The sequence below is a fragment of the Rhodococcus sp. C26F genome, assembly GCF_053345925.1.
The window spans coordinates 1-19,089 of the sequence record NZ_JBKFBA010000014.1; the positions used below are offsets into that span (position 1 = coordinate 1).

The following is a 19,089-nucleotide window of genomic DNA, read 5'->3' on the forward strand; positions in this document are numbered from 1 at the left end:
CGGGCGGAGTCGTAGGAGAGGGCTTCGTCGGCAGCGGTCGACGAACTAGCGGTAGTTGACGAACTGCAGGGCGATGTCGAGGTCGGCGTTCTTGAGCAGCGAGATGACGGCCTGCAGGTCGTCGCGCTTCTTGCTGCTCACGCGCAGCTCCTCGCCCTGGATCTGCGCCTTGACGCCCTTCGGGCCCTCGTCACGGATGAGCTTGGAGATCTTCTTGGCATTCTCCTGGCTGATGCCCTGCACCAGCGTGCCGGTGATCTTGTAGACCTTGCCGGACTGCGTCGGCTCGCCGGCGTCGAAGGACTTGAGCGACAGGTCGCGGCGGATCAGCTTCTCCTTGAAGACCTCCAGCGCGGCGAGCGCGCGGTCCTCGGTCTCGGCCGAGATCGTGATGGCCTCGTCGCCCGACCACTCGATGTGCGCCCCGGTGTTCCGGAAATCGAAGCGGTTGGCGATCTCCTTCGCCGCCTGGTTCAGCGCGTTGTCCACTTCCTGGCGGTCGACCTTGCTCACCACATCGAACGACGAATCAGCCACGTCTCACTCCACTTCCGGGTCGGTCTGTAAGGGTTCTGTCCACCCGACGCTATCGGGTCGCGCGGGGCTGTGACCACTCGGTTTGCGTTTCGGGGGGGTATGCGTTGTATTCTTCCAAACGCATCGAGGACGCGGTCCCGATCGCACCCGGCAGGTTGCCCGAGCGGCCAATGGGAGCGGACTGTAAATCCGTCGGCTTACGCCTACGTAGGTTCGAATCCTACACCTGCCACCGGAACGGCNCGGAACCGGGGCCGTTCTGCATTCCGGGGCCCTTCGGTGCGGGCTCCGGAGTGTGGGTCCTGCTCTCCCCGAGGTTCCGGGCGGCTCGGCACGCGGTGCCGTTCCGCCTCGCGCCCGGTGCCTCCCGCCGGCCCGCCGCGCGCGTATGTGTGGGCACGGGTGGGTGCGGGTGGGCAGAGCTCGGAGAGGAGCGGCGTTTATGGGCCTCTACCAGCGGATTTTGCACCAGGACCGAGTGTGTGTAATCTTTTGGAGGCCGCAGCGAGCAGAGATGCTCCGGAGGCCACGCCCCCTTAGCTCAGTCGGCAGAGCGTTTCCATGGTAAGGAAAAGGTCGACGGTTCGATTCCGTCAGGGGGCTCGCTGGATTGAGGTGCCGCCTTCGTAGCGACACTCGGCACCGAGGCGGTGTAGCTCAGTTGGTAGAGCAAACGACTCATAATCGTTGCGTCGCCGGTTCAAGTCCGGTCACCGCTACCAAAAGTTCATTGATCCACCCTGATCGATACTGATCGGATTGACGCGAAAGAAGGCATCCCGTGGCCTCCTCTACTGACGTTCGGCCGAAGATCACCTTGGCCTGCGAGGTGTGCAAGCACCGCAACTACATCACGAAGAAGAACCGTCGCAACGACCCCGACCGGCTCGAACTGAAGAAGTTCTGCCCGAACTGCGGTACGCACCAGTCGCACCGCGAGTCCAAGTAGCCGGTCGGAACGACGTCGACGCGTAAGGTCTCCGCAATACCGACCGTGCCAGTTGGCGTCGTCGGAATTGCGGAGGTTTTGCGTATGACGAACGTACTCGACAACCAGGAATCGGTGGACGCGACCGAACAGGCCGGGATCCCGTTCGATGCCGCCGCGCACGCCAAGTCCATGGTCGGTCACCACTACCGGGTGGACGACTACTACGAGGTCGGTCGCGAGAAGATCCGCGAGTACGCCCTTGCCGTGCGCGATTCGCATCCGGCCCATCACGACGACGACGCAGCCCGAGGGCTGGGATACGACGGAGTGATCGCGCCGCTGACCTTCGTCTCGATCGTCGGCATGATCGCGCAGCGCAAGCTGTTCGAAGAGGTCGTCACCGGCTACGACCTGAGCCAGATCATGCAGACCGACCAGCGGATGGTCTACCACCGCCCGATCCAGGCCGGCGACAGGCTGTTCTGCGACGTCTACCTCGACGATTTCCGTCAGGCTGCCGGCAGCGACATCATCACCACCAAGAACGTGATCACGGATCAGTACGACAATCTCGTGCTCACCTCCTGGACGACGCTCGTCGCCCGTTCCGGTGGCGAGGTCGACGACAACATCGCGCACGCGGTCAAGGATGTGGTGATGCACAGTGACACTCCGTAGTTTCGCGGATGTCGCGGTAGGGGACGAGCTTCCGTCGAAGGTCGTCACGCTCACGCGTGGAAATCTGGTCAACTATGCAGGTGTGTCGGGTGATCCCAACCCGATCCACTGGAGCGACAAGGTGGCCGAACTGGCCGGCTTGCGCGACGTCGTCGGGCACGGCATGCTCTCGATGGGCATCGCGGCCGGCTTCGTCACGGAGTGGCTGGGAGACCCCGGCGCGGTGACCGAATACAACGTTCGGTTCACCAGTCCGGTATATGTGGAGGCCGACAAGGCCGCCGAGATCGAGTTCACCGGCAAGATCAAGTCGGTGGACGCGGAGAGCAAGACAGCAGTGGTCGCTATCGTGGCGAAGTCCGACGGTCGTAAGATCTTCGGTCGCGCCACGGCAACGGTCCGTTTGGCCTGACGGCCGAGCGGATTGGGTTTGTCCCGGGGCAATGCAGTACACTTAGGCTTCTGGGATCGCATAGCAGCGCGCTGCTCTACGAAGGCCGTAACGGCCCGACGGGGTAGCGCGCGTGTCATGTGGTCGCAGATGGGTCGGTTCCGGACACTCGCTTCGTACGAGTGTGGATGTCCGACCAGAGGGGCGTAGCTCAATTGGCAGAGCAGCGGTCTCCAAAACCGCAGGTTGCAGGTTCAAGTCCTGTCGCCCCTGCCCCCGGACTGCCAGCGACCGAGAGGAACGATGTGAGCGAGGAGCGCGGTCAGCGCCACAGCGGCACCGCAGGGAACATCCCCGGCGACGCTGGAACGGCTACCGGCGCGACCCCCGACGGTTCCTCCGCGGCTGCTCGGCCGACCGGCAAGCGGGCCACCCGTCGTGGTGCAGCCGATTCCTCGGCATCCACGACGAGTGCGGTGTCCATGAAGAAGACGTCGCGTTCGGCCACGGCCGTGAGCGATCGTCCCGCCGCGAAGTCCGAGAACATCTTCAAGCGACTCGTGCGCTTCTTCCGTGAGGTCGTCGCCGAGCTCCGCAAGGTGATCTGGCCCAACCGCAAGCAGTTGACCACCTACACACTCGTGGTCCTTGCGTTCGTGACCGTCATGACGGCGTTCATCTTCGGATTGGATCTGGCGTTCGTACAGGGCGTCAGCTGGTTGTTCGGTTAGCGCCTGTCCGCGCGAGACGAAAAATGTGATCGACGAGAGGAAAGTGCCCGGTGAGCACCCCCGAGAACGACTCGTACGAGGCTTCGGCCGAGGAGCACGTTTCGGACGAGGCCTTGGTTGACGACGTGACGGCCGAGTCGGCGGATGCGGACACCGAGGTCTCCGAGTCCGACGCTGCTGTCGAGTCCGGCACCGATGCCGAGACCGATGTTGAGGTCTCCGACGCAGCGGAGGGCGCCGACGACGCCGCCGCCGAAGAGGACGAGGTCGACCCGGCCGAGGCCCTCGAGAAGCAGCTGCGGCGCGAGCCCGGCGACTGGTACGTCGTGCACTCCTACGCCGGCTACGAGAACAAGGTCAAGACCAACCTCGAGACCCGCGTCCAGAACCTCGACCTCGCCGATTACATCTTCCAGGTCGAGGTGCCGACCGAAGAGGTCACCGAGATCAAGAACGGTCAGCGCAAGCAGGTCAACCGCAAGGTCCTGCCCGGCTACATCCTCGTCCGGATGGAACTCAACGACGAGTCGTGGGGCGCCGTCCGGAACACGCCCGGCGTGACCGGCTTCGTCGGAGCCACGTCGCGTCCGTCGCCGCTGACGATCAAGGAGGTCGTGAAGTTCCTCCTCCCGCAGCAGGCGAAGAAGAAGCCGGCGGCCGGTGCTCCGGTAGCAGGCGAGCAGGCTCCCGCCGCCGCTGCGAAGCCCGCCATCGAGGTGGACTTCGAGGTCGGCGAGTCCGTCACCGTGATGGACGGCCCGTTCGCGACGCTGCCCGCCTCCATCAGCGAGGTCAACGCCGAGCAGCAGAAGCTCAAGGTCCTGGTGTCGATCTTCGGCCGTGAGACTCCCGTGGAGTTGTCGTTCAACCAGGTGTCGAAGATCTGACGATCCCCAGGATCCGACGGCGCCGGCATCCGGCGCGCACAAGCTTGCAGTAGCAGTACGCAAGAACCACACCGAGCAAGAAACTAGGAATAGAGATGCCCCCCAAGAAGAAGAAGATCGCCGGGCTCATCAAGCTCCAGATCCAGGCCGGCCAGGCCAACCCGGCTCCGCCGGTCGGCCCCGCGCTGGGTCAGCACGGCGTCAACATCATGGAGTTCTGCAAGGCGTACAACGCGGCGACCGAGTCGCAGCGTGGCAACGTCGTGCCGGTCGAGATCACGGTCTACGAGGACCGCTCGTTCGACTTCAAGCTGAAGACCCCGCCGGCCGCGAAGCTCCTGCTCAAGGCCGCAGGCGTGCAGAAGGGCTCCGGCGAGCCGCACAAGACCAAGGTCGCCAAGGTGACCATGGATCAGGTGCGCGAGATCGCCAAGACCAAGCAGGAAGACCTGAACGCCAACGACATCGAGGCTGCCGCGAAGATCATCGCCGGCACCGCTCGGTCGATGGGCATCACGGTCGAGGGCTGAGCCCCTCGCTGTTCCGGGGCTCCGTCCCCGGGCCTGCAGTAGCACTCGTGGGAGGGCCGGCCAGGCCCGCTACCACGCCCGAACCATTCACCTGCCGGTGAGAAGTTAGGAAAGAACATGGCAAAGCGCAGCAAGGCATACCTCGCCGCGGCCGAGAAGATCGACTCGGACAACCTGTACAGCCCCCTCGCAGCTGCGAAGCTCGCGAAGGAGACCACCTCGAAGAACTACGACGCCACCGTCGAGGTCGCCATGCGACTCGGTGTGGATCCCCGCAAGGCGGACCAGATGGTGCGCGGCACGGTCAACCTGCCGCACGGCACGGGTAAGACCGCTCGCGTCATCGTCTTCGCGGTGGGCGAGAAGGCTGCCGAAGCCGAGGCCGCAGGTGCCGACGTCGTGGGCGCCGAGGATCTGATCGAGCGCATCCAGGGCGGCTGGCTGGACTTCGACGCCGCGATCGCGACCCCCGACCAGATGGCGAAGGTCGGTCGTATCGCCCGCGTCCTCGGTCCCCGTGGTCTGATGCCGAACCCGAAGACGGGCACGGTCACTCCGGACGTCGCGAAGGCCGTCACCGACATCAAGGGTGGCAAGATCAGCTTCCGCGTCGACAAGAACGCCAACCTGCACTTCGTGATCGGCAAGGCCTCGTTCGACGAGACCAAGCTGGTCGAGAACTACGCTGCTGCTCTGGACGAGGTGCTCCGCGCCAAGCCGTCCAGCGCGAAGGGCCGCTACATCAAGAAGGTCACGATCGCTACGACCACCGGCCCGGGCATCCCGGTGGATCCGCAGCGCACCCGCAACCTCCTCGAGACCGCGGAGTAATTCGCACTGCACGCAGTGGATTTGCGTCCTGAAGCGGCCGGTACAGCATCGCTGTGCCGGCCGTTTTGCATTTCGCGGACATCGTCCGCTACAGTGGTCGGGTAGTTCGGCGTGCGCCGATCTTCACCCCGATCATGTTCTACCCAAGACCGTTGGTCACCGAATCCGCGTGCGGATCGGTTGAAGGTCCGGAGTTGTCCGGCGGCCCACGCAGGAGGACGAGGTTAGGGAGATGTGAACCGCGATGTGCCTTCCGGGTGCATTCGAGTTCCTCCTCCTTGTACGCCCCGTGTGCCCTGCGCCGGGGCGTTCGTCGTTTTCCGGTCCCGGCGGTCGTCCGGTGGGGCGTCCCACTCGGGACACCGGGAAAACGACTGTTACTGAGAGGAGGCGAAGTATGGCAAAGCCCGAGAAGGTTTCCGCAGTTGCGGAGATCACCGAGCAGTTCAAGACCTCCACCGCTGCCGTGATCACGGAATACCGTGGTCTGTCGGTGGGAAGTCTGACCGAGCTGCGTCGCGCTCTCGGAGAGGGTGCCACCTACTCCGTCGCCAAGAACACCCTGGTCAAGCGTGCCGCCGCTGAGGCGGGCGTCGAGGGTCTCGACGACCTGTTCGTCGGTCCGACCGCCATCGCGTTCGTCAAGGGCGAAGCGGTGGATGCTGCGAAGGCTCTGAAGAACTTCGCGAAGGACAACAAGGCTCTCGTCATCAAGGGCGGCTACATGGACGGCGCTGCGCTGTCCGTGGAGCAGGTCAACCAGATCGCGGACCTCGAGTCCCGCGAGGTGCTGTTGGCCAAGCTCGCCGGCGCGATGAAGGGCAACTTGGCAAAGGCCGCAGGCCTGTTCAACGCCCCCGCTTCTCAGGTGGCCCGCCTCGCGGCCGCTCTGCAGGAGAAGAAGGCGGGCGAAGAAGCCGCCTGACGCTGATCCGCATCACTGCGAATCTGCATCACCGCGAAAGATACATCCACGCGTGCTCCGGCACGCACCATCCCATCCGGTCGCGGATCAGCGACATGGGACTTATCAGGAAGGACCGCCACCATGGCGAAGCTCACCACCGAAGAGCTGCTCGACGCGTTCAAGGAACTGACCCTGCTCGAGCTCTCGGAGTTCGTTAAGGCATTCGAGGAGACCTTCGAGGTCACCGCTGCTGCTCCGGTTGCCGTCGCTGCCGCCGGTGCTCCGGCCGCTGCTGCCGAGGCCGAGTCCGAGCAGGACGAGTTCGACGTCATCCTCGAGGGTGCCGGCGAGAAGAAGATCCAGGTCATCAAGGTCGTTCGCGAGATCGTCTCCGGCCTGGGCCTGAAGGAAGCCAAGGACCTCGTCGAGGGTGCTCCGAAGCCGATCCTCGAGAAGGTCGCCAAGGACGCTGCCGACGCTGCCAAGGCCAAGCTCGAAGAGGCCGGCGCCAAGGTCACCGTCAAGTAAGACGGTTTCCGACCTTCCCCGTCGAGCGTTCCGACGCTCTCCGGGACGGTTCCGCAGAAGGGNCGAATTCGCTTCGCGGAAACGGCCCTTCTGCATATCGTGGCAAAAGCACTCCGAGCTATATGTCCGGTATATCCGAAGCGCATTCCACCCGGTGTTCACGCAGGTCACACCGTAAGTCGAGATATGTAGAACCCCTTGTACGAGATCCTTACTCATGAGTAGGATCGCTAGTCACAGATACCACTATCCATGCGATAGAGTGGCCCAACCCACACGGGGGCGACGGTATCGGACAGCGGAGGTAATCGTGGGAGTCGAGGTTTCCGTCGAGGGGCTGACCAAGTCCTTCGGCTCGCAACGTATCTGGCAGGACGTGACGTTGACGCTGCCGGCCGGTGAGGTGTCCGCGTTGCTCGGTCCGTCGGGTACCGGTAAGTCGGTGTTCCTCAAGTCGCTGATCGGTCTGCTGCGCCCGGAGGAGGGCTCGATCGTCATCGACGGCACCGACATCCTGCAGTGCTCGAGCAAGGAGCTCTACGAGATCCGCAAGCTGTTCGGGGTGCTGTTCCAGGACGGTGCGTTGTTCGGGTCGATGAACCTCTACGACAATGTCGCCTTCCCGCTGCGTGAGCACACCAAGAAGTCCGAGTCCGAGATCCGGCAGATCGTGATGAGCAAGCTCGAGCTCGTCGGTCTGCTCGGCGCCGAGGACAAGCTGCCCGGGGAGATCTCCGGGGGTATGCGCAAGCGCGCCGGCCTGGCCCGGGCGCTGGTGCTCGATCCGGAGATCATCCTGGTCGACGAGCCGGATTCGGGTCTCGATCCGGTGCGCACCACCTACATTTCGCAGACGTTGATCGACATCAACGCCGAGATCGATGCGACCATCCTGATCGTGTCGCACAACATCAATCTGGCGCGCACGGTGCCGGACAATATCGGGATGTTGTTCCGTCGGCAGTTGGTGATGTTCGGTCCGCGGGAGGTGTTGTTGACCTCGGATGAGCCGGTGGTCAAGCAGTTCCTCAACGGCACGATGATCGGTCCGATCGGGATGTCGGAGGAGAAGGACGAGGCGACGATGGCGCACGAGCAGGCGCTCGTCGAGGCGGGTCATCATGCCGGTGGTGTGGACGATGTCGAGGGGATCGTGCCGCAGATGCAGGCCACGCCGGGGATGCCGGAGCGGCAGGCGGTGGCGCGTCGGCAGGAGCGGGTGCGGTCGATCCTGCACACCCTGCCCCCGGCCGCCCAGAGCGCCATCCTCGAGTCGCTCGATCACAACGGCGCGCCCCACACCGCCCGGGGCTATGCCGACGACGACACCCAGATCATTCCCGCCTACACCGGAGAGGGATACGAGCAGCAGGCCCAGCAGTAGCACCAGCCGCAGCACTGGTACAGCGTCAGTAGTGGTACAGCCGCAGGCTGGAGAAGTAGGAGAGTAGATGGGGGCGGGCAGCTCGCTCGTGCGGCCGGTTCACGGCGCACTCACCCAGGCCGGCAACATCGTCGAACTGTTCGTCGACGTCGTGCGGAACACCTTCCGCCGGCCGTTCCAGTTCCGGGAATTCATCGAACAGGCGTGGTTCATCGCCAGTGTCACGATTCTTCCGACGGCGCTCGTCGCGATCCCGTTCGGCGCCGTCGTGTCGCTGCAGACCGGCTCGCTGATCAAGCAGCTCGGCGCCGAATCGTTCACCGGCGCTGCGAGCGTCCTGGCGGTCATCCAGCAGGGCAGTCCGATCGTGACGGCTCTGCTGATCGCCGGCGCCGCCGGCTCCGCGGTCACCGCCGACCTCGGATCGCGGACGATCCGCGAGGAGATCGACGCGATGGAGGTGCTGGGCATCAATCCCATCCAGCGCCTCGTCGTCCCGCGAGTACTGGCGATGGTGCTCGTCGCGCTCCTGCTCAACGGTCTCGTCTCCGTGATCGGCATCGCCGGCGGCTACTTCTTCAACGTGGTGCTGCAGGGCGGTACCCCCGGCGCCTACCTCGCCTCCTTCTCCGCCCTAGCGCAGCTACCCGACCTCTACGTCGCCGAACTCAAGGCTGCGATCTTCGGGTTGATCGCCGGCGTCGTCGCGTCCTACAAGGGGCTGCACCCCGGTGCGGGCCCGAAGGGCGTGGGGGAGGCCGTGAACCAGACCGTCGTCATCACGTTCCTGCTGCTCTTCTTCGCGAACCTGATCCTGACGATGGTGTACCTGCAGATCGTTCCTGCGAAGGGATCCTGACCAGATGACAGTCTCCAGAGGCCGCGGAGATCTCGTTCTTCTCCGGGGTCGCCGAGCGGTGCGCGCACCGCTGAACGTGCTCGACCGCGCGGGGGACCAGATGTCCTTCTACGCGCGCGCCGTCGCGTGGACCCCGCGAACCCTCACCCACTACCGCAAGGAAGTCCTGCGGTTGCTCGCCGAGGTCACCTTCGGCAGCGGTGCACTCGCCGTGATCGGTGGCACCATCGGCGTCATCGCGATGATGTCCGGCTTCACCGGCGTCGTCGTGGGTCTGCAGGGTTACGCCGCGCTCGAGCAGCTCGGCTCGTCGGTGCTCACCGGCTTCCTCTCGGCCTACGTCAACACCCGTGAGCTGGCCCCGATCGTCGCGGCGCTCGCGTTGTCGGCGACCGTGGGCTGCGGCTTCACGGCACAGCTCGGTGCCATGAGGATCAGCGAGGAGATCGACGCCCTCGAGGTGATGGCCGTGCCGTCGCTGCCGTTCCTGGTGACCTCCCGGATGATCGCCGGCTTCGTCGCCGTGATCCCGCTGTACATCATCGGTCTCCTCGCGGCCTATCTCGCGACCCGCACGATCAGCACGCTGTTCAACGGCCAGTCGAGCGGCTCGTACGACCACTACTTCTATCTGTTCCTCCCACCGGAGGATGTGTTGTATTCGTTCGCGAAAGTGCTGGTCTTCGCGTTCGTGGTCATCCTCATTCACTGCTACTACGGTTTCCACGCCAGCGGTGGTCCCGCCGGCGTCGGGGTGGCCGTGGGCCGCGCGGTGCGTACCGCGATCGTGACGATCGCGATCCTCGACTTCTTCCTCAGCCTCGCGATCTGGGGCACGACGACCACGGTGAGGGTGGCCGGATGAGCGACACGACCACTTCGCCCTTGCGTCGCCGCACCCTGGGATTGATCTTCTTCGTGGTGCTGGCGCTGTTCCTGTACGTCACGATCGCGATGTACAACAAGACGTTCACGAAGGTCGTGAAGGTCGACCTCCGCACCGACAGCATCGGAAACGCCCTGCCGCTCAACGCCGACGTCAAGGCACGCGGTGTGCTCGTCGGCGAGGTCCGCGGAACGAGCGCGGAAGGCGGCGACGTCACCGCGCATCTCGCTCTCGACCCCGACAAGGCCGATCTGATCCCGGTCAACGCCACCGCACAGCTGCTGCCGAAGACCCTCTTCGGTGAGCGCTACGTCTCGCTGATCATCCCCGACGATCCGGGCCGTCCCGTCACGAACGGCGATGTGCTGGTGCAGGACACGAGCGAGCGCACCGTCGAACTCGGCGACGTGCTCGACGGGCTGCTCCCGCTCCTCGAGGCCGTCCCGCCGCAGGACCTCGCCAACACGCTCGGCGCCCTGGCCCAGGGACTGAGCGGACGCGGCGAGAAGCTGGGACAGACGGTCGACGATCTGGAACAGATCTTCCGCGAGGTGAACGTCGAACTGCCCACGCTGCAGGAGGATCTGCGCGGACTCGCCGACTTCTCGCAGACCTACTCCGAGGCCGCACCGGATCTCGTCGAGGCGCTGAACAACCTGCGCACGACGGGTGGCACGGTCGTCGAACAGCAGAACCAGATCCGCACGCTGCTCGCGAGCGCGACGGGAGCGTCGTCGCAGACGGCCGATTTCATCGAGCAGAACTCGAACTCGATCATCACGCTGTCCGCCGATTCGAAGGAGGCGCTGCAGCTGCTCGCCCGTTACTCGCCGTCCTTCCCGTGCACCTTCAAGGGATTCGCCGATGCGAAGCCGGCGGCCGTCGACCTGCTCGCGGCCGACGATCCGTTCCCGGGTGTGCGCGCGAACATCCAGTTCACGAACCCGAAGGGCCGCTACCTGCCGAACCAGGACGAACCGCGTCTGCTCGACGATCGCGGACCGGCCTGCTACGACGACGTGACCGCGCCCGGCCGCAACTTCCCGCAGTATCCGGGCGGTTCGGTCAACGACGGTTCGTATCAGGTGCCGTCGCGTAATCCCGGCCCCGAGACCATCGATTTCTTCCCTGCCCCGGCAGGATCCGGCGTCCCCGACGACGTCGGTGAGATCATCGGCACCTCGGACGGCGGCGCGACTCCCGTCTCGTACGCCGGCTCGCGTCTGGAACAGGACACGCTCGACGTCATCTACGGACAGGCCACCGGTGTCGACCCCGAGGAGGTCCCGTCCTGGACCACCCGGCTCGGCGCTCCGGCGATCCGCGGTACGGAGGTGAGCTTCCAGTGAGAGGTCTGGCAGCACCCCTGATCAAACTCATCGTGTTCGCCGTGGTCACCGTCCTCGCGACCGGTGTCCTCGCCGCGACCATCGCCAGTGTCGGCGGTGGGGGAGGAACGAAGTTCCACGCGATCTTCTCCGACGTCACCTCACTCAACAAGGGCGACGACATCCGCATCGCGGGTGTCCGCGTGGGGCAGGTCGAGGAGATCTCGGTCTTCGACGAACGGCAGGCGCGGGTCACCTTCTCGCTCGAGGAGCGCGACTGGCTCCCGGCCGGTGCCACCGCGACCATCCGGTTCCGCAATCTCGTCGGCCAGCGCTACATCGCGCTCGGTCAGGGTGAGGGCGCGCAGGGCGAGAAGATCACGGGCGGCGATACGATCCCGATCGAGCGCACGAAGCCGGCGGTGAACCTCACGACGCTCTTCGACGGCTTCCGGCCGTTGTTCCAGACGCTGAGCGCCGACGACGTCAACAAGCTCTCGTTCCAGATCATCCAGGTCTTCCAGGGCGAGGCCGGAACGATCGGCGATCTGGTGCGCAGCACCGCGTCGCTGACCAACACCATCGCCGACAAGGATCGCGTGATCGGTGCGGTGATCGACAACCTCAACACCGTCCTGGCCACGATCGACCAGCGCGACGAGCAGCTCGATTCGCTGCTGGTCAACACGCAGGCACTTGTCAGCGGGTTGTCGGCCGACCGGGCGACCGTCGGTTCGGCCGTGGCGTCGATGGCGGGGCTGACCGACGCGGTCTCCGACGTACTCGAGCCCACCCGCCCGTCGATCGCACAGTCGATCACGGCGCTCGAACAGGTCACCTCGAATCTCAACGCGAACCGCGACGAGGTCGACCGCGTCCTCGAGACGTTGCCGGTCAAGCTCGACAAGCTCGGGCGCGTGGCCAGCTACGGTTCGTGGTTCCAGTTCTACCTGTGCGGTATCGACATCGTCGCAGGTCCCGGTTCGGTCCCGTATCTGAATCTGCCGACGGGGCTGCCCACCGTGAACCAACCCATCTACACGAATGCGGCGAAGCGTTGCTCGCAGGAGGGGATGCAGGAGTTGCAGGGACGATGAGCAAACGTCGCAGTCCGGCCGCCGCCGGTGCCCTGGGCATCGTCGTGGTGCTGCTGGGGACACTGTCCGCCTTCTTCCTCGACGAACTGCCCATCATCGGGGCAGGCGCGACCTACAAGGCCGAGTTCAGCGAGGCCGCAGGTCTCAAAACCACCAACGAGGTGCGTATCGCCGGCGTGAAGGTCGGCAAGGTCACCGGAGTCGACCTCGAGGGCGACCGCGTGATCGTCTCGTTCAAGGTCCAGGACGCATGGGTCGGGAACGACACGGCGGCCTCCATCCAGATCAAGACGATCCTCGGACAGAAGTATCTGGCACTCGAGCCGCGGGGTACGGAGGTGCTCGACCCGGACGACCGGATCCCGCTCGACCGAACGGTCGCGCCGTACGACGTGATCGAAGCGTTCTCGTCGGCGGCCACGACCCTCGGCGAGATCGATTCCGAGCAGCTCGCGACCGGCTTCCAGACCCTGTCGGAGGCGTTCTCGGAGACACCCGACGACATCCGGGCCTCGCTCGACGGCATCAGCCGCCTGTCCGAGACCGTCGCGAGTCGTGACCAGGAGCTGAAGAAGCTCCTCGACGCGACCGGCAATGTCTCGAAGGTGCTCGCCGACCGCAACGCCGAGTTCAACCGGTTGCTCTCCGACGGTGCGCTGCTCGTCGCGGAACTGAACAACCGGCAGGAGGCGATCTCCCAGTTGCTCGATGGCACCAAGCGGTTGTCGGCCGAGCTCTCCGGGCTCGTCGAGGAGAACCGCGAGACCATCGGTCCCGCCCTGCAGCAGTTGCGCGGCGTCGTCGACGTCCTCCAGGAGAACAACGACAACCTCGATCGGGCCATGGAGCTGTACGAGCCGTTCGTGCGTGTCTACACCAACGTCGTCGGCAACGGCCGGTGGTTCGACCAGGTCGTCGTGAACCTGACCCCGCCGGGCCTGCCGGAGATCCCCGGTTACCGCGAGCCCGGTCGCCGCCTGGAAGGGGGCAACTGATGGCACACGCCGAGAACGGCGAGTCCCGCAGCAATCGCGGGCGCATCGCGCTGATCGCGGCCGTCATGGCGGTCGCGGTGGCCCTGGCCGGAGCGGGCTGGTGGCTGTTCACCCGACTGGGCACCACCGAGATCACCGCTTACTTCGACAAGGCCGTCGGCATCTACGAGGGCTCCGACGTGCGGGTGCTCGGCGTCGAGGTGGGGAAGGTGACCTCCGTCGAACCGCAGGGCGACCTCGTGAAGGTCGGTCTGCGGGTGAACCGCGGCGTCGACATCCCGGCCGACGCCCGCGCCGTGCAGATCACCCCGTCGGTCGTCGCCGACCGCTACGTGCAGCTCACCCCCGCCTACACCGGTGGCGACACGATGAGCAGCGGTGCGGTGATCGACCGCGAGCGCACCGCCACCCCGGTGGAGGTCGACGAGCTCTACGCGAGCATCGACGAGCTCTCCCGCGCGCTCGGTCCCGACGGCGCGAACCGCGAGGGCGCGCTGACCGACTTCGTCGAAGTCGGTGCGGAGAACCTCGCCGGCAACGGTGAGGCCCTCGGGCAGAGCATCGAGAACCTGTCGGCCGCTGCGCGTACGCTCGACCAGTCGCGCGACGACCTTTACGGCACGATCGAGAACCTGCAGCTGTTCGTCAGTGCTCTCGCGGCCAACGACGAGCAGGTGCGCCAGTTCAATGCGCAGCTCTCGGACCTGTCGGGATTCCTGGCGGGGGAGCGGCAGAACCTCGGTGAGGCGCTGAACACGCTGTCGGTCACGCTCGGCGACGTCGCGACGTTCGTGCGCGACAACCAGGCTGCCGTGAAGGACAACGTCGACGCACTCGTGCCGATCACGGAGACCCTGGCGGACCGCCGGCAGGAACTCGTGGATTCGCTGACGCTGCTCCCGCTCGCGGTGAGCAACCTCGTCAACTCGTACGACGCCGAAGCGGGTGTGCTCGCGTCACGGCTCGTGCTGCCCGACCTGCAGGACCCCGCGGGAGCGGTGTGCAAGCTCATCGATCTCGGCAATCTCGTGCCCGGCGACGAGCGTTTCGAGCAGCTCGGCCGGCAGATGCAGCCGCTGATCGACCGGTGCCGCGACGTCGCCACGCAGATCACCGAGGACCAGCGGTCCCCGGATCTGATCCTGCCGTTCGGTGTCCTGAGCGGTGAGAACATCCAGCGGCAGGTCACTCCGGGCACGGTGCCCGGCGTGGTCTCGCCCCGGCTCGACCTCCAGGGAGGAGATCGGTGAGCGGCGCGAAGAGGATGGGCCGCACAGGTGTCTTCGGAGCGGCCGCGTGCGTGGTCGCGGTGACGGTCACGGGGTGCGGAGGTCTGTCCGACGTCCCGTTGCCCGGCGGCGCCGATGTGGGTAGCGATCCGATCCGTCTGTCCATCCAGTTCGACGACGTGCTCGACCTGGTTCCGCAGTCGAGCGTGAAGGTCGACGGTGTGCCGGTCGGGCGTGTCGAATCGATCTCGGTCGCATCCGATTTCGGGTGGACCGCCGACGTCGGCATCGTGCTCGACTCGAGCGTCGACCTGCCGGCGAACGCGCTCGCGAGCGTCGAACAGTCGAGTCTGCTCGGTGAGAAGTTCGTGCAGCTCACGCCTCCGGAGGACGAGCCCCCGACGGGCCGGCTCGCCGACGGCGACGTGATCCCGCTCGACCGCACCCGGCACGCCACCGAACTCGAACCGGTGCTCGGCGCGCTGTCGCTGCTGCTCAACGGTGGCGGTGTCGGCCAGCTCGCGCCGATCGTCAGCGAGTTGTCGACGGCCTTCGACGGCCGCGAGGGAACCACGCGCAGCCTCATCGAGCAGGCCGAGACCCTGATCACCGGTCTCGAACAGCAACGCGACGACATCACCCGGGCGCTCGACGGACTCGACGAGCTCACGGTGCGGGTCGCGGAGCAGAACGACAAGATCGCCGCCGTGCTCGACGAACTGCCGGTCGCGACCGAGGTGCTCGAGCAGCAACGGCCGCAGCTGACGCAGCTGCTCGGCCAGCTCGACCGGCTCGGCACCGCGGGTGTCGACGTCCTCGATCAGTCCAAGGAGGATCTGATCGCCGACCTCCTGGCGTTGCGCCCGACCCTCCAGGCACTCGCAGCGTCGGGCGACGACCTCGTCGAGGCGCTCGCCTTCGTGCCCACGGTGCCGTTCCCGGACGGTGTCGAGAAGGTCGCGCTGGGCAACTCGGTGAACCTCTTCCTCGTCGTCGACCTGCAGATCGGCAACGCGCTGGCCGCGCTCGGTGTGGGCCAGGGCGACCCGGTCTACCGCCAGCCGAAATTCGGCAATCCGAAGCCGCTCGTCGACCCGTCCAACCCGTACTACGACGGGAACGGACCTGCCCCTGGCTGGCCCACCGTGTCGTTGCTGCCGGTGCTTCCCACTCCGCGTCTGCCCGGTGTGACCCTGCCCGAAGGGGTGTCGCTGCCCGACGGCATCGAGATCCCGGGGGTCACCGAGGCAGGTACGGACACCGATACCGGCACCGGCACCGACGGTGACGAGGTCCCGCCGCCGGGGCCGCTGGAAGGTTTGCTGAATCAGCTCGGACTCGGGGGTGGGCAGTGAGATCGCGCCTGGTGAAAGTGCAGCTCGCGCTGTTCGTGGTCATCGCGCTGCTCGGCATCGTGTTCGTCGGTGCCCGGTACGTGCGGCTCGACAACCTCATGGGCTTCGGTCAGTACACCGTCGACGCGCGGTTCCCCACCGGCGGTGGCATCTTCCCGAACGCCGAGGTCACCTACCGTGGGGTGCCCGTCGGTCGAGTCGGGGCGCTCAGCCTCACGGACGACGGAATCAACGTCGAACTGCGCCTCGACAACGGCGGACCGCAGATCCCGGCGTCGGCGCGTCCCGTCGTGGCGAACCGGTCGGCGATCGGTGAGCAGTACGTCGATCTGCAGCCGCCGAACGACGAGGGCCCCTATCTCGAACAGGGCTCCGTCATCGAGGGCACCGAGGACGATCTGCCCACGCCGGTCGAAGACCTGCTGTTGAGCACGAACGACCTCGTGTACTCGGTTCCGCTCGAGCCGCTGCGCACCGTCGTCACCGAGCTCGGCGCGGCCTTCGACGGCCGCGGCGACGACCTGCAGGTGCTCGTCGACGCGCTCGCCGGTCTCAGCGAGAAGGGCACCGAATACCTGCCGCAGACCGTCACGCTCATCCGCGACAGCCTCACGGTGCTCGACACGCAGTCCGCCCAGTCGTCGGCGATCCAGCAGTTCAGCTCGGATCTGGATCTGGTGACCGCGCAGCTCCGCGACAGCGACCCCGATCTGCGGCGCCTGATCGACACCGGCACCGACGCGAGCGACCAGCTCTCCCAGCTGATCGAGGGCTCCGGCCCGGGCCTGACCACCGACCTCGCCAACCTCGCGGCGGTGGCGGAAGCGGCAGCCCCGCAGTCGATCGCTCTGCAGCCGCTGCTGGCCTTCCTTCCCGCCGTTGCGGGCAGTGCGAGTACGGTCGCTCCGGGCGACGGCGCGGTGCGTCAGGGCATCGTGCTCGAGACCAACAATCCGCCTTCGTGCACCATCGGGTACGAGGGGACGCAGGAGATCCTCGCGCAGATGCGCGCGCAGGATCCGAACTTCGACGAGACCCAGCAGGACTTCCCGTTCAACACGAACGCCTCGTGCGAGGTGCCGCAGGGCAGTGTCACCGGCGTGCGCAGCGCGAACCGCATCGTCTTCGCCGATCCGAACACGATCCAGCCCTGGGATTTCAAGCCGAAGAAGGACCCCGACAAGCTCAACCTGAATCCGATCGCGACGCAGCTCGCGCCGTTGCTCGGAGTCACCCCGAAGTGAGCAGTTAGTAGGTTTGTGGAGTGAGTGCACCAATTTCCTCCGACGCTCCGCCCACCCCGCCCCCCTCCGCCGACGGCAACTCGTCCGCGGACGGGCGGGGGCCGGGCGGGGCACGCAGGGCGGCCCTCGCCGTCGTCTCGGTGCTCGCCGTCGTCGCCCTCGCGGCGGCGGTGTGGTTCGGCTACGGCTGGGGGCGCGCGCTCCTGGTGGACCGTTCGGCTGCCGAGGCGCGCGACGCCGCGCTCTCGGGAGCCATGCAGGCGGCCGTCAACCTGAACAGCGTCGACGCGAACGACGTCGACCTGTCGATCGAGAACATGCGGTCGTCGATCACCGGCGACGCCCTGCGCAACGATCTCGCGGCGACCGAGGAGGACATCCGGGCCCGGGTCGCGGAGACCGGCACCAGCATGTCGGCCGAGGTGCTGTTCGGAACGCTCACCGAACTCAACACCGACGACGACCTGGGCAAGGCGCTCGTCGTCCTGGCCGTGCGCACCCAGACCCCCGAGTACTTCGTGACCAACAAGGTCCCGGTGCTCGTGTCGCTGCGCAAGGACGGCGACGTGTGGAAGGCCGAGACCATCGAACCGCTCGCCTCCGTCGAGATGGAGTCGGGACCGGTCCCCGGTGCTCCGGCTCCCGATCCCGGCGCGCAGCCCGCACCCGACGGTGAGCCCGCACCCGAGGGCTCCGGGGCGCCCGCGCCCGAGGGCTCCGGGGCGCCCGCGCCCGAGGGCGAGGCAGGCCCGTGATGTTCGGCAAGTCGACGAAGGAGAACGTGTAGTGCCCCCGCAGCGACGGAAGACCGGCCCCAGTGGGCCCCCGCGCCGTCGGCCGAAGGTCGCCGGCACGTCCCGACCGCCTCGGATGACCCCTGCAGAGGACGAACGCCCGACCCGGGCAGAGGACGAACGCCCGACCCGGGCAGAGGACGAACGCCCGACCCGGGCAGGGGACGAACGCCCGACCCGGGCAGAGCAAAACCCTGCCGAGGAAACTTCTGCGGAGCAGTCACGACCCTCCGAGGTGACGCTCGACAAGCAGGACGAGAAGCAGGAGAAGCCGGCCCCGGCGGCCGGCGACGGAACTCCCGCAGAGCACCCGACGGAGTCTCCGGCCGAGCCGGTCGATCCGCCCGAGCCTCCCGCCGGTGACGCCGGCAGGTCGCGTGCCTCCGGTGGGTGGCGTCCGGTGATCGTCGTCGGTGCGGTGGCGGTGGTGCTCGCGGTGATCGCCGCGGTCGCAGCCTTCCGCCCCGGCGCCGAGGTCTCGAACGTCGCGTGGGTCGACACCGCGGAGACACGCGAGGTCACCGAGGCCGCGAAGATCGCGATCGAGACCATGCACGGCTACGACTACCGCACCATCGACGAGGACTTCGGCCGGATCCGGGAGTTGCTGACCCCGGAGCGGCTCGAGGAGTTCGACTCGACCGCGGACGTCACCAAGAAGGCCGCGATCGACACCCGCACGGTCACCGAGGTGATGGTCGAGCACATCGGCGCGACGATGCTCGACGACACCCGCGCCGAGGTCGCCGCCTACATCAACGTCAGCGCCACCGGCGACGGGATCGCCCAGGGAAGTGCGGCCGCACCCCTGCTGGTGAGGATGGAGAAGTCGGACGGACGATGGCTGGTCTCGGAGATCCGCGACCGGTGACGACGGCTGCGGATCGCCCCCACACCGGGGGCGTCCGCGGCCGCGACGCGCGGATCGTTCCGGACGCGCAGTCTTGACGCAGGCGACGCGAGCGGT

At 66.5% G+C, this 19,089-nt stretch carries 21 protein-coding genes and 4 tRNA genes; 24 read left to right on the top strand and 1 reads right to left on the bottom strand.

Features of this window, described 5'->3' with window-relative positions:
* Positions 1-45 precede the first annotated feature (45 nt).
* Positions 46-537, bottom strand: coding sequence for a YajQ family cyclic di-GMP-binding protein (locus tag ACLBYD_RS16040; protein WP_006552295.1), 492 nt, complete (start codon positions 535-537; stop codon positions 46-48).
* 149 nt (positions 538-686) lie between these two features.
* Here ACLBYD_RS16040 and ACLBYD_RS16045 point away from each other — a divergent pair.
* From ACLBYD_RS16045 to ACLBYD_RS16160, 24 genes are all read left to right on the top strand, one after another.
* Positions 687-769 (top strand) — tRNA-Tyr (locus ACLBYD_RS16045).
* Positions 770-1,067: 298 nt separating this feature from the next.
* A tRNA-Thr gene (locus ACLBYD_RS16050) sits at positions 1,068-1,140 on the top strand.
* 43 nt (positions 1,141-1,183) lie between these two features.
* Positions 1,184-1,259 (top strand) — tRNA-Met (locus tag ACLBYD_RS16055).
* Between the two features lie 59 nt (positions 1,260-1,318).
* Positions 1,319-1,486, top strand: coding sequence for a 50S ribosomal protein L33 (gene rpmG, locus ACLBYD_RS16060; RefSeq protein ID WP_003941903.1), 168 nt, complete (start codon positions 1,319-1,321; stop codon positions 1,484-1,486).
* Between the two features lie 84 nt (positions 1,487-1,570).
* Positions 1,571-2,146: a (3R)-hydroxyacyl-ACP dehydratase subunit HadA gene (hadA, locus tag ACLBYD_RS16065; protein WP_447817239.1), complete on the top strand. Its 576-nt coding sequence runs from the start codon at positions 1,571-1,573 to the stop codon at positions 2,144-2,146.
* A complete protein-coding gene (gene hadB / locus ACLBYD_RS16070; RefSeq protein WP_019291230.1) occupies positions 2,133-2,558 on the top strand; it encodes a (3R)-hydroxyacyl-ACP dehydratase subunit HadB in 426 nt (141 codons plus the stop codon). The genes hadA and hadB overlap by 14 nt, the downstream gene beginning before the upstream one ends.
* Positions 2,559-2,737: 179 nt before the next feature.
* Positions 2,738-2,810: transfer RNA gene (locus ACLBYD_RS16075), tRNA-Trp, on the top strand.
* Positions 2,811-2,842: 32 nt separating this feature from the next.
* Positions 2,843-3,268, top strand: a complete 426-nt coding sequence (gene secE, locus ACLBYD_RS16080; protein ID WP_120280027.1) for a preprotein translocase subunit SecE — start codon at positions 2,843-2,845, stop codon at positions 3,266-3,268.
* 50 nt (positions 3,269-3,318) lie between these two features.
* Positions 3,319-4,155 carry a transcription termination/antitermination protein NusG gene (gene nusG, locus ACLBYD_RS16085; RefSeq protein ID WP_447817240.1) on the top strand — a complete coding sequence of 279 codons (837 nt, stop codon included), beginning with the start codon at positions 3,319-3,321 and terminating at the stop codon, positions 4,153-4,155.
* A 95-nt stretch (positions 4,156-4,250) separates the two neighbouring features.
* Positions 4,251-4,685, top strand: coding sequence for a 50S ribosomal protein L11 (gene rplK / locus ACLBYD_RS16090; protein WP_006552290.1), 435 nt, complete (start codon positions 4,251-4,253; stop codon positions 4,683-4,685).
* Between the two features lie 117 nt (positions 4,686-4,802).
* The gene (gene rplA, locus ACLBYD_RS16095; protein ID WP_016932671.1) at positions 4,803-5,516 is read left to right on the top strand and encodes a 50S ribosomal protein L1; all 714 of its coding nucleotides are present in this window, start codon (positions 4,803-4,805) and stop codon (positions 5,514-5,516) included.
* A 397-nt stretch (positions 5,517-5,913) separates the two neighbouring features.
* Positions 5,914-6,441: a 50S ribosomal protein L10 gene (gene rplJ, locus ACLBYD_RS16100; RefSeq protein WP_006552288.1), complete on the top strand. Its 528-nt coding sequence runs from the start codon at positions 5,914-5,916 to the stop codon at positions 6,439-6,441.
* Positions 6,442-6,564: 123 nt separating this feature from the next.
* Complete coding sequence (gene rplL / locus ACLBYD_RS16105; protein WP_024101686.1) at positions 6,565-6,951, top strand: 50S ribosomal protein L7/L12; 387 nt, start codon at positions 6,565-6,567, stop codon at positions 6,949-6,951.
* 307 nt (positions 6,952-7,258) lie between these two features.
* Entirely contained in the window at positions 7,259-8,335 is a 1,077-nt protein-coding gene (locus ACLBYD_RS16110; protein ID WP_324256240.1) for an ABC transporter ATP-binding protein, read from the top strand.
* A 67-nt stretch (positions 8,336-8,402) separates the two neighbouring features.
* Positions 8,403-9,194 carry an MlaE family ABC transporter permease gene (locus ACLBYD_RS16115; protein ID WP_006552286.1) on the top strand — a complete coding sequence of 264 codons (792 nt, stop codon included), beginning with the start codon at positions 8,403-8,405 and terminating at the stop codon, positions 9,192-9,194.
* A gap of 4 nt (positions 9,195-9,198) precedes the next feature.
* On the top strand, positions 9,199-10,059 hold the full coding sequence (locus ACLBYD_RS16120) for an MlaE family ABC transporter permease (RefSeq protein WP_024101684.1): 861 nt from the start codon (positions 9,199-9,201) through the stop codon (positions 10,057-10,059).
* Positions 10,056-11,429, top strand: coding sequence for an MCE family protein (locus ACLBYD_RS16125; protein ID WP_447817241.1), 1,374 nt, complete (start codon positions 10,056-10,058; stop codon positions 11,427-11,429). The genes ACLBYD_RS16120 and ACLBYD_RS16125 overlap by 4 nt, the downstream gene beginning before the upstream one ends.
* A complete protein-coding gene (locus tag ACLBYD_RS16130) occupies positions 11,426-12,505 on the top strand; it encodes an MCE family protein (protein WP_447817242.1) in 1,080 nt (359 codons plus the stop codon). Before ACLBYD_RS16125 ends, ACLBYD_RS16130 begins: the two co-directional genes overlap by 4 nt.
* The gene (locus ACLBYD_RS16135; RefSeq protein ID WP_447817243.1) at positions 12,502-13,500 is read left to right on the top strand and encodes an MCE family protein; all 999 of its coding nucleotides are present in this window, start codon (positions 12,502-12,504) and stop codon (positions 13,498-13,500) included. The genes ACLBYD_RS16130 and ACLBYD_RS16135 overlap by 4 nt, the downstream gene beginning before the upstream one ends.
* Positions 13,500-14,750, top strand: a complete 1,251-nt coding sequence (locus tag ACLBYD_RS16140; RefSeq protein WP_447817244.1) for an MCE family protein — start codon at positions 13,500-13,502, stop codon at positions 14,748-14,750. Before ACLBYD_RS16135 ends, ACLBYD_RS16140 begins: the two co-directional genes overlap by 1 nt.
* Positions 14,751-14,764: 14 nt before the next feature.
* Positions 14,765-16,084, top strand: coding sequence for an MCE family protein (locus ACLBYD_RS16145; protein ID WP_447817288.1), 1,320 nt, complete (start codon positions 14,765-14,767; stop codon positions 16,082-16,084).
* Positions 16,081-17,328 (top strand): MCE family protein, encoded by a 1,248-nt coding sequence (locus ACLBYD_RS16150; protein ID WP_039958116.1) that lies wholly within the window; start codon positions 16,081-16,083, stop codon positions 17,326-17,328. Before ACLBYD_RS16145 ends, ACLBYD_RS16150 begins: the two co-directional genes overlap by 4 nt.
* Positions 17,329-17,468: 140 nt before the next feature.
* Complete coding sequence (locus ACLBYD_RS16155; RefSeq protein WP_447817289.1) at positions 17,469-18,083, top strand: hypothetical protein; 615 nt, start codon at positions 17,469-17,471, stop codon at positions 18,081-18,083.
* A gap of 274 nt (positions 18,084-18,357) precedes the next feature.
* A complete protein-coding gene (locus tag ACLBYD_RS16160) occupies positions 18,358-18,993 on the top strand; it encodes a hypothetical protein (RefSeq protein ID WP_447817245.1) in 636 nt (211 codons plus the stop codon).
* Positions 18,994-19,089: the final 96 nt, after the last annotated feature.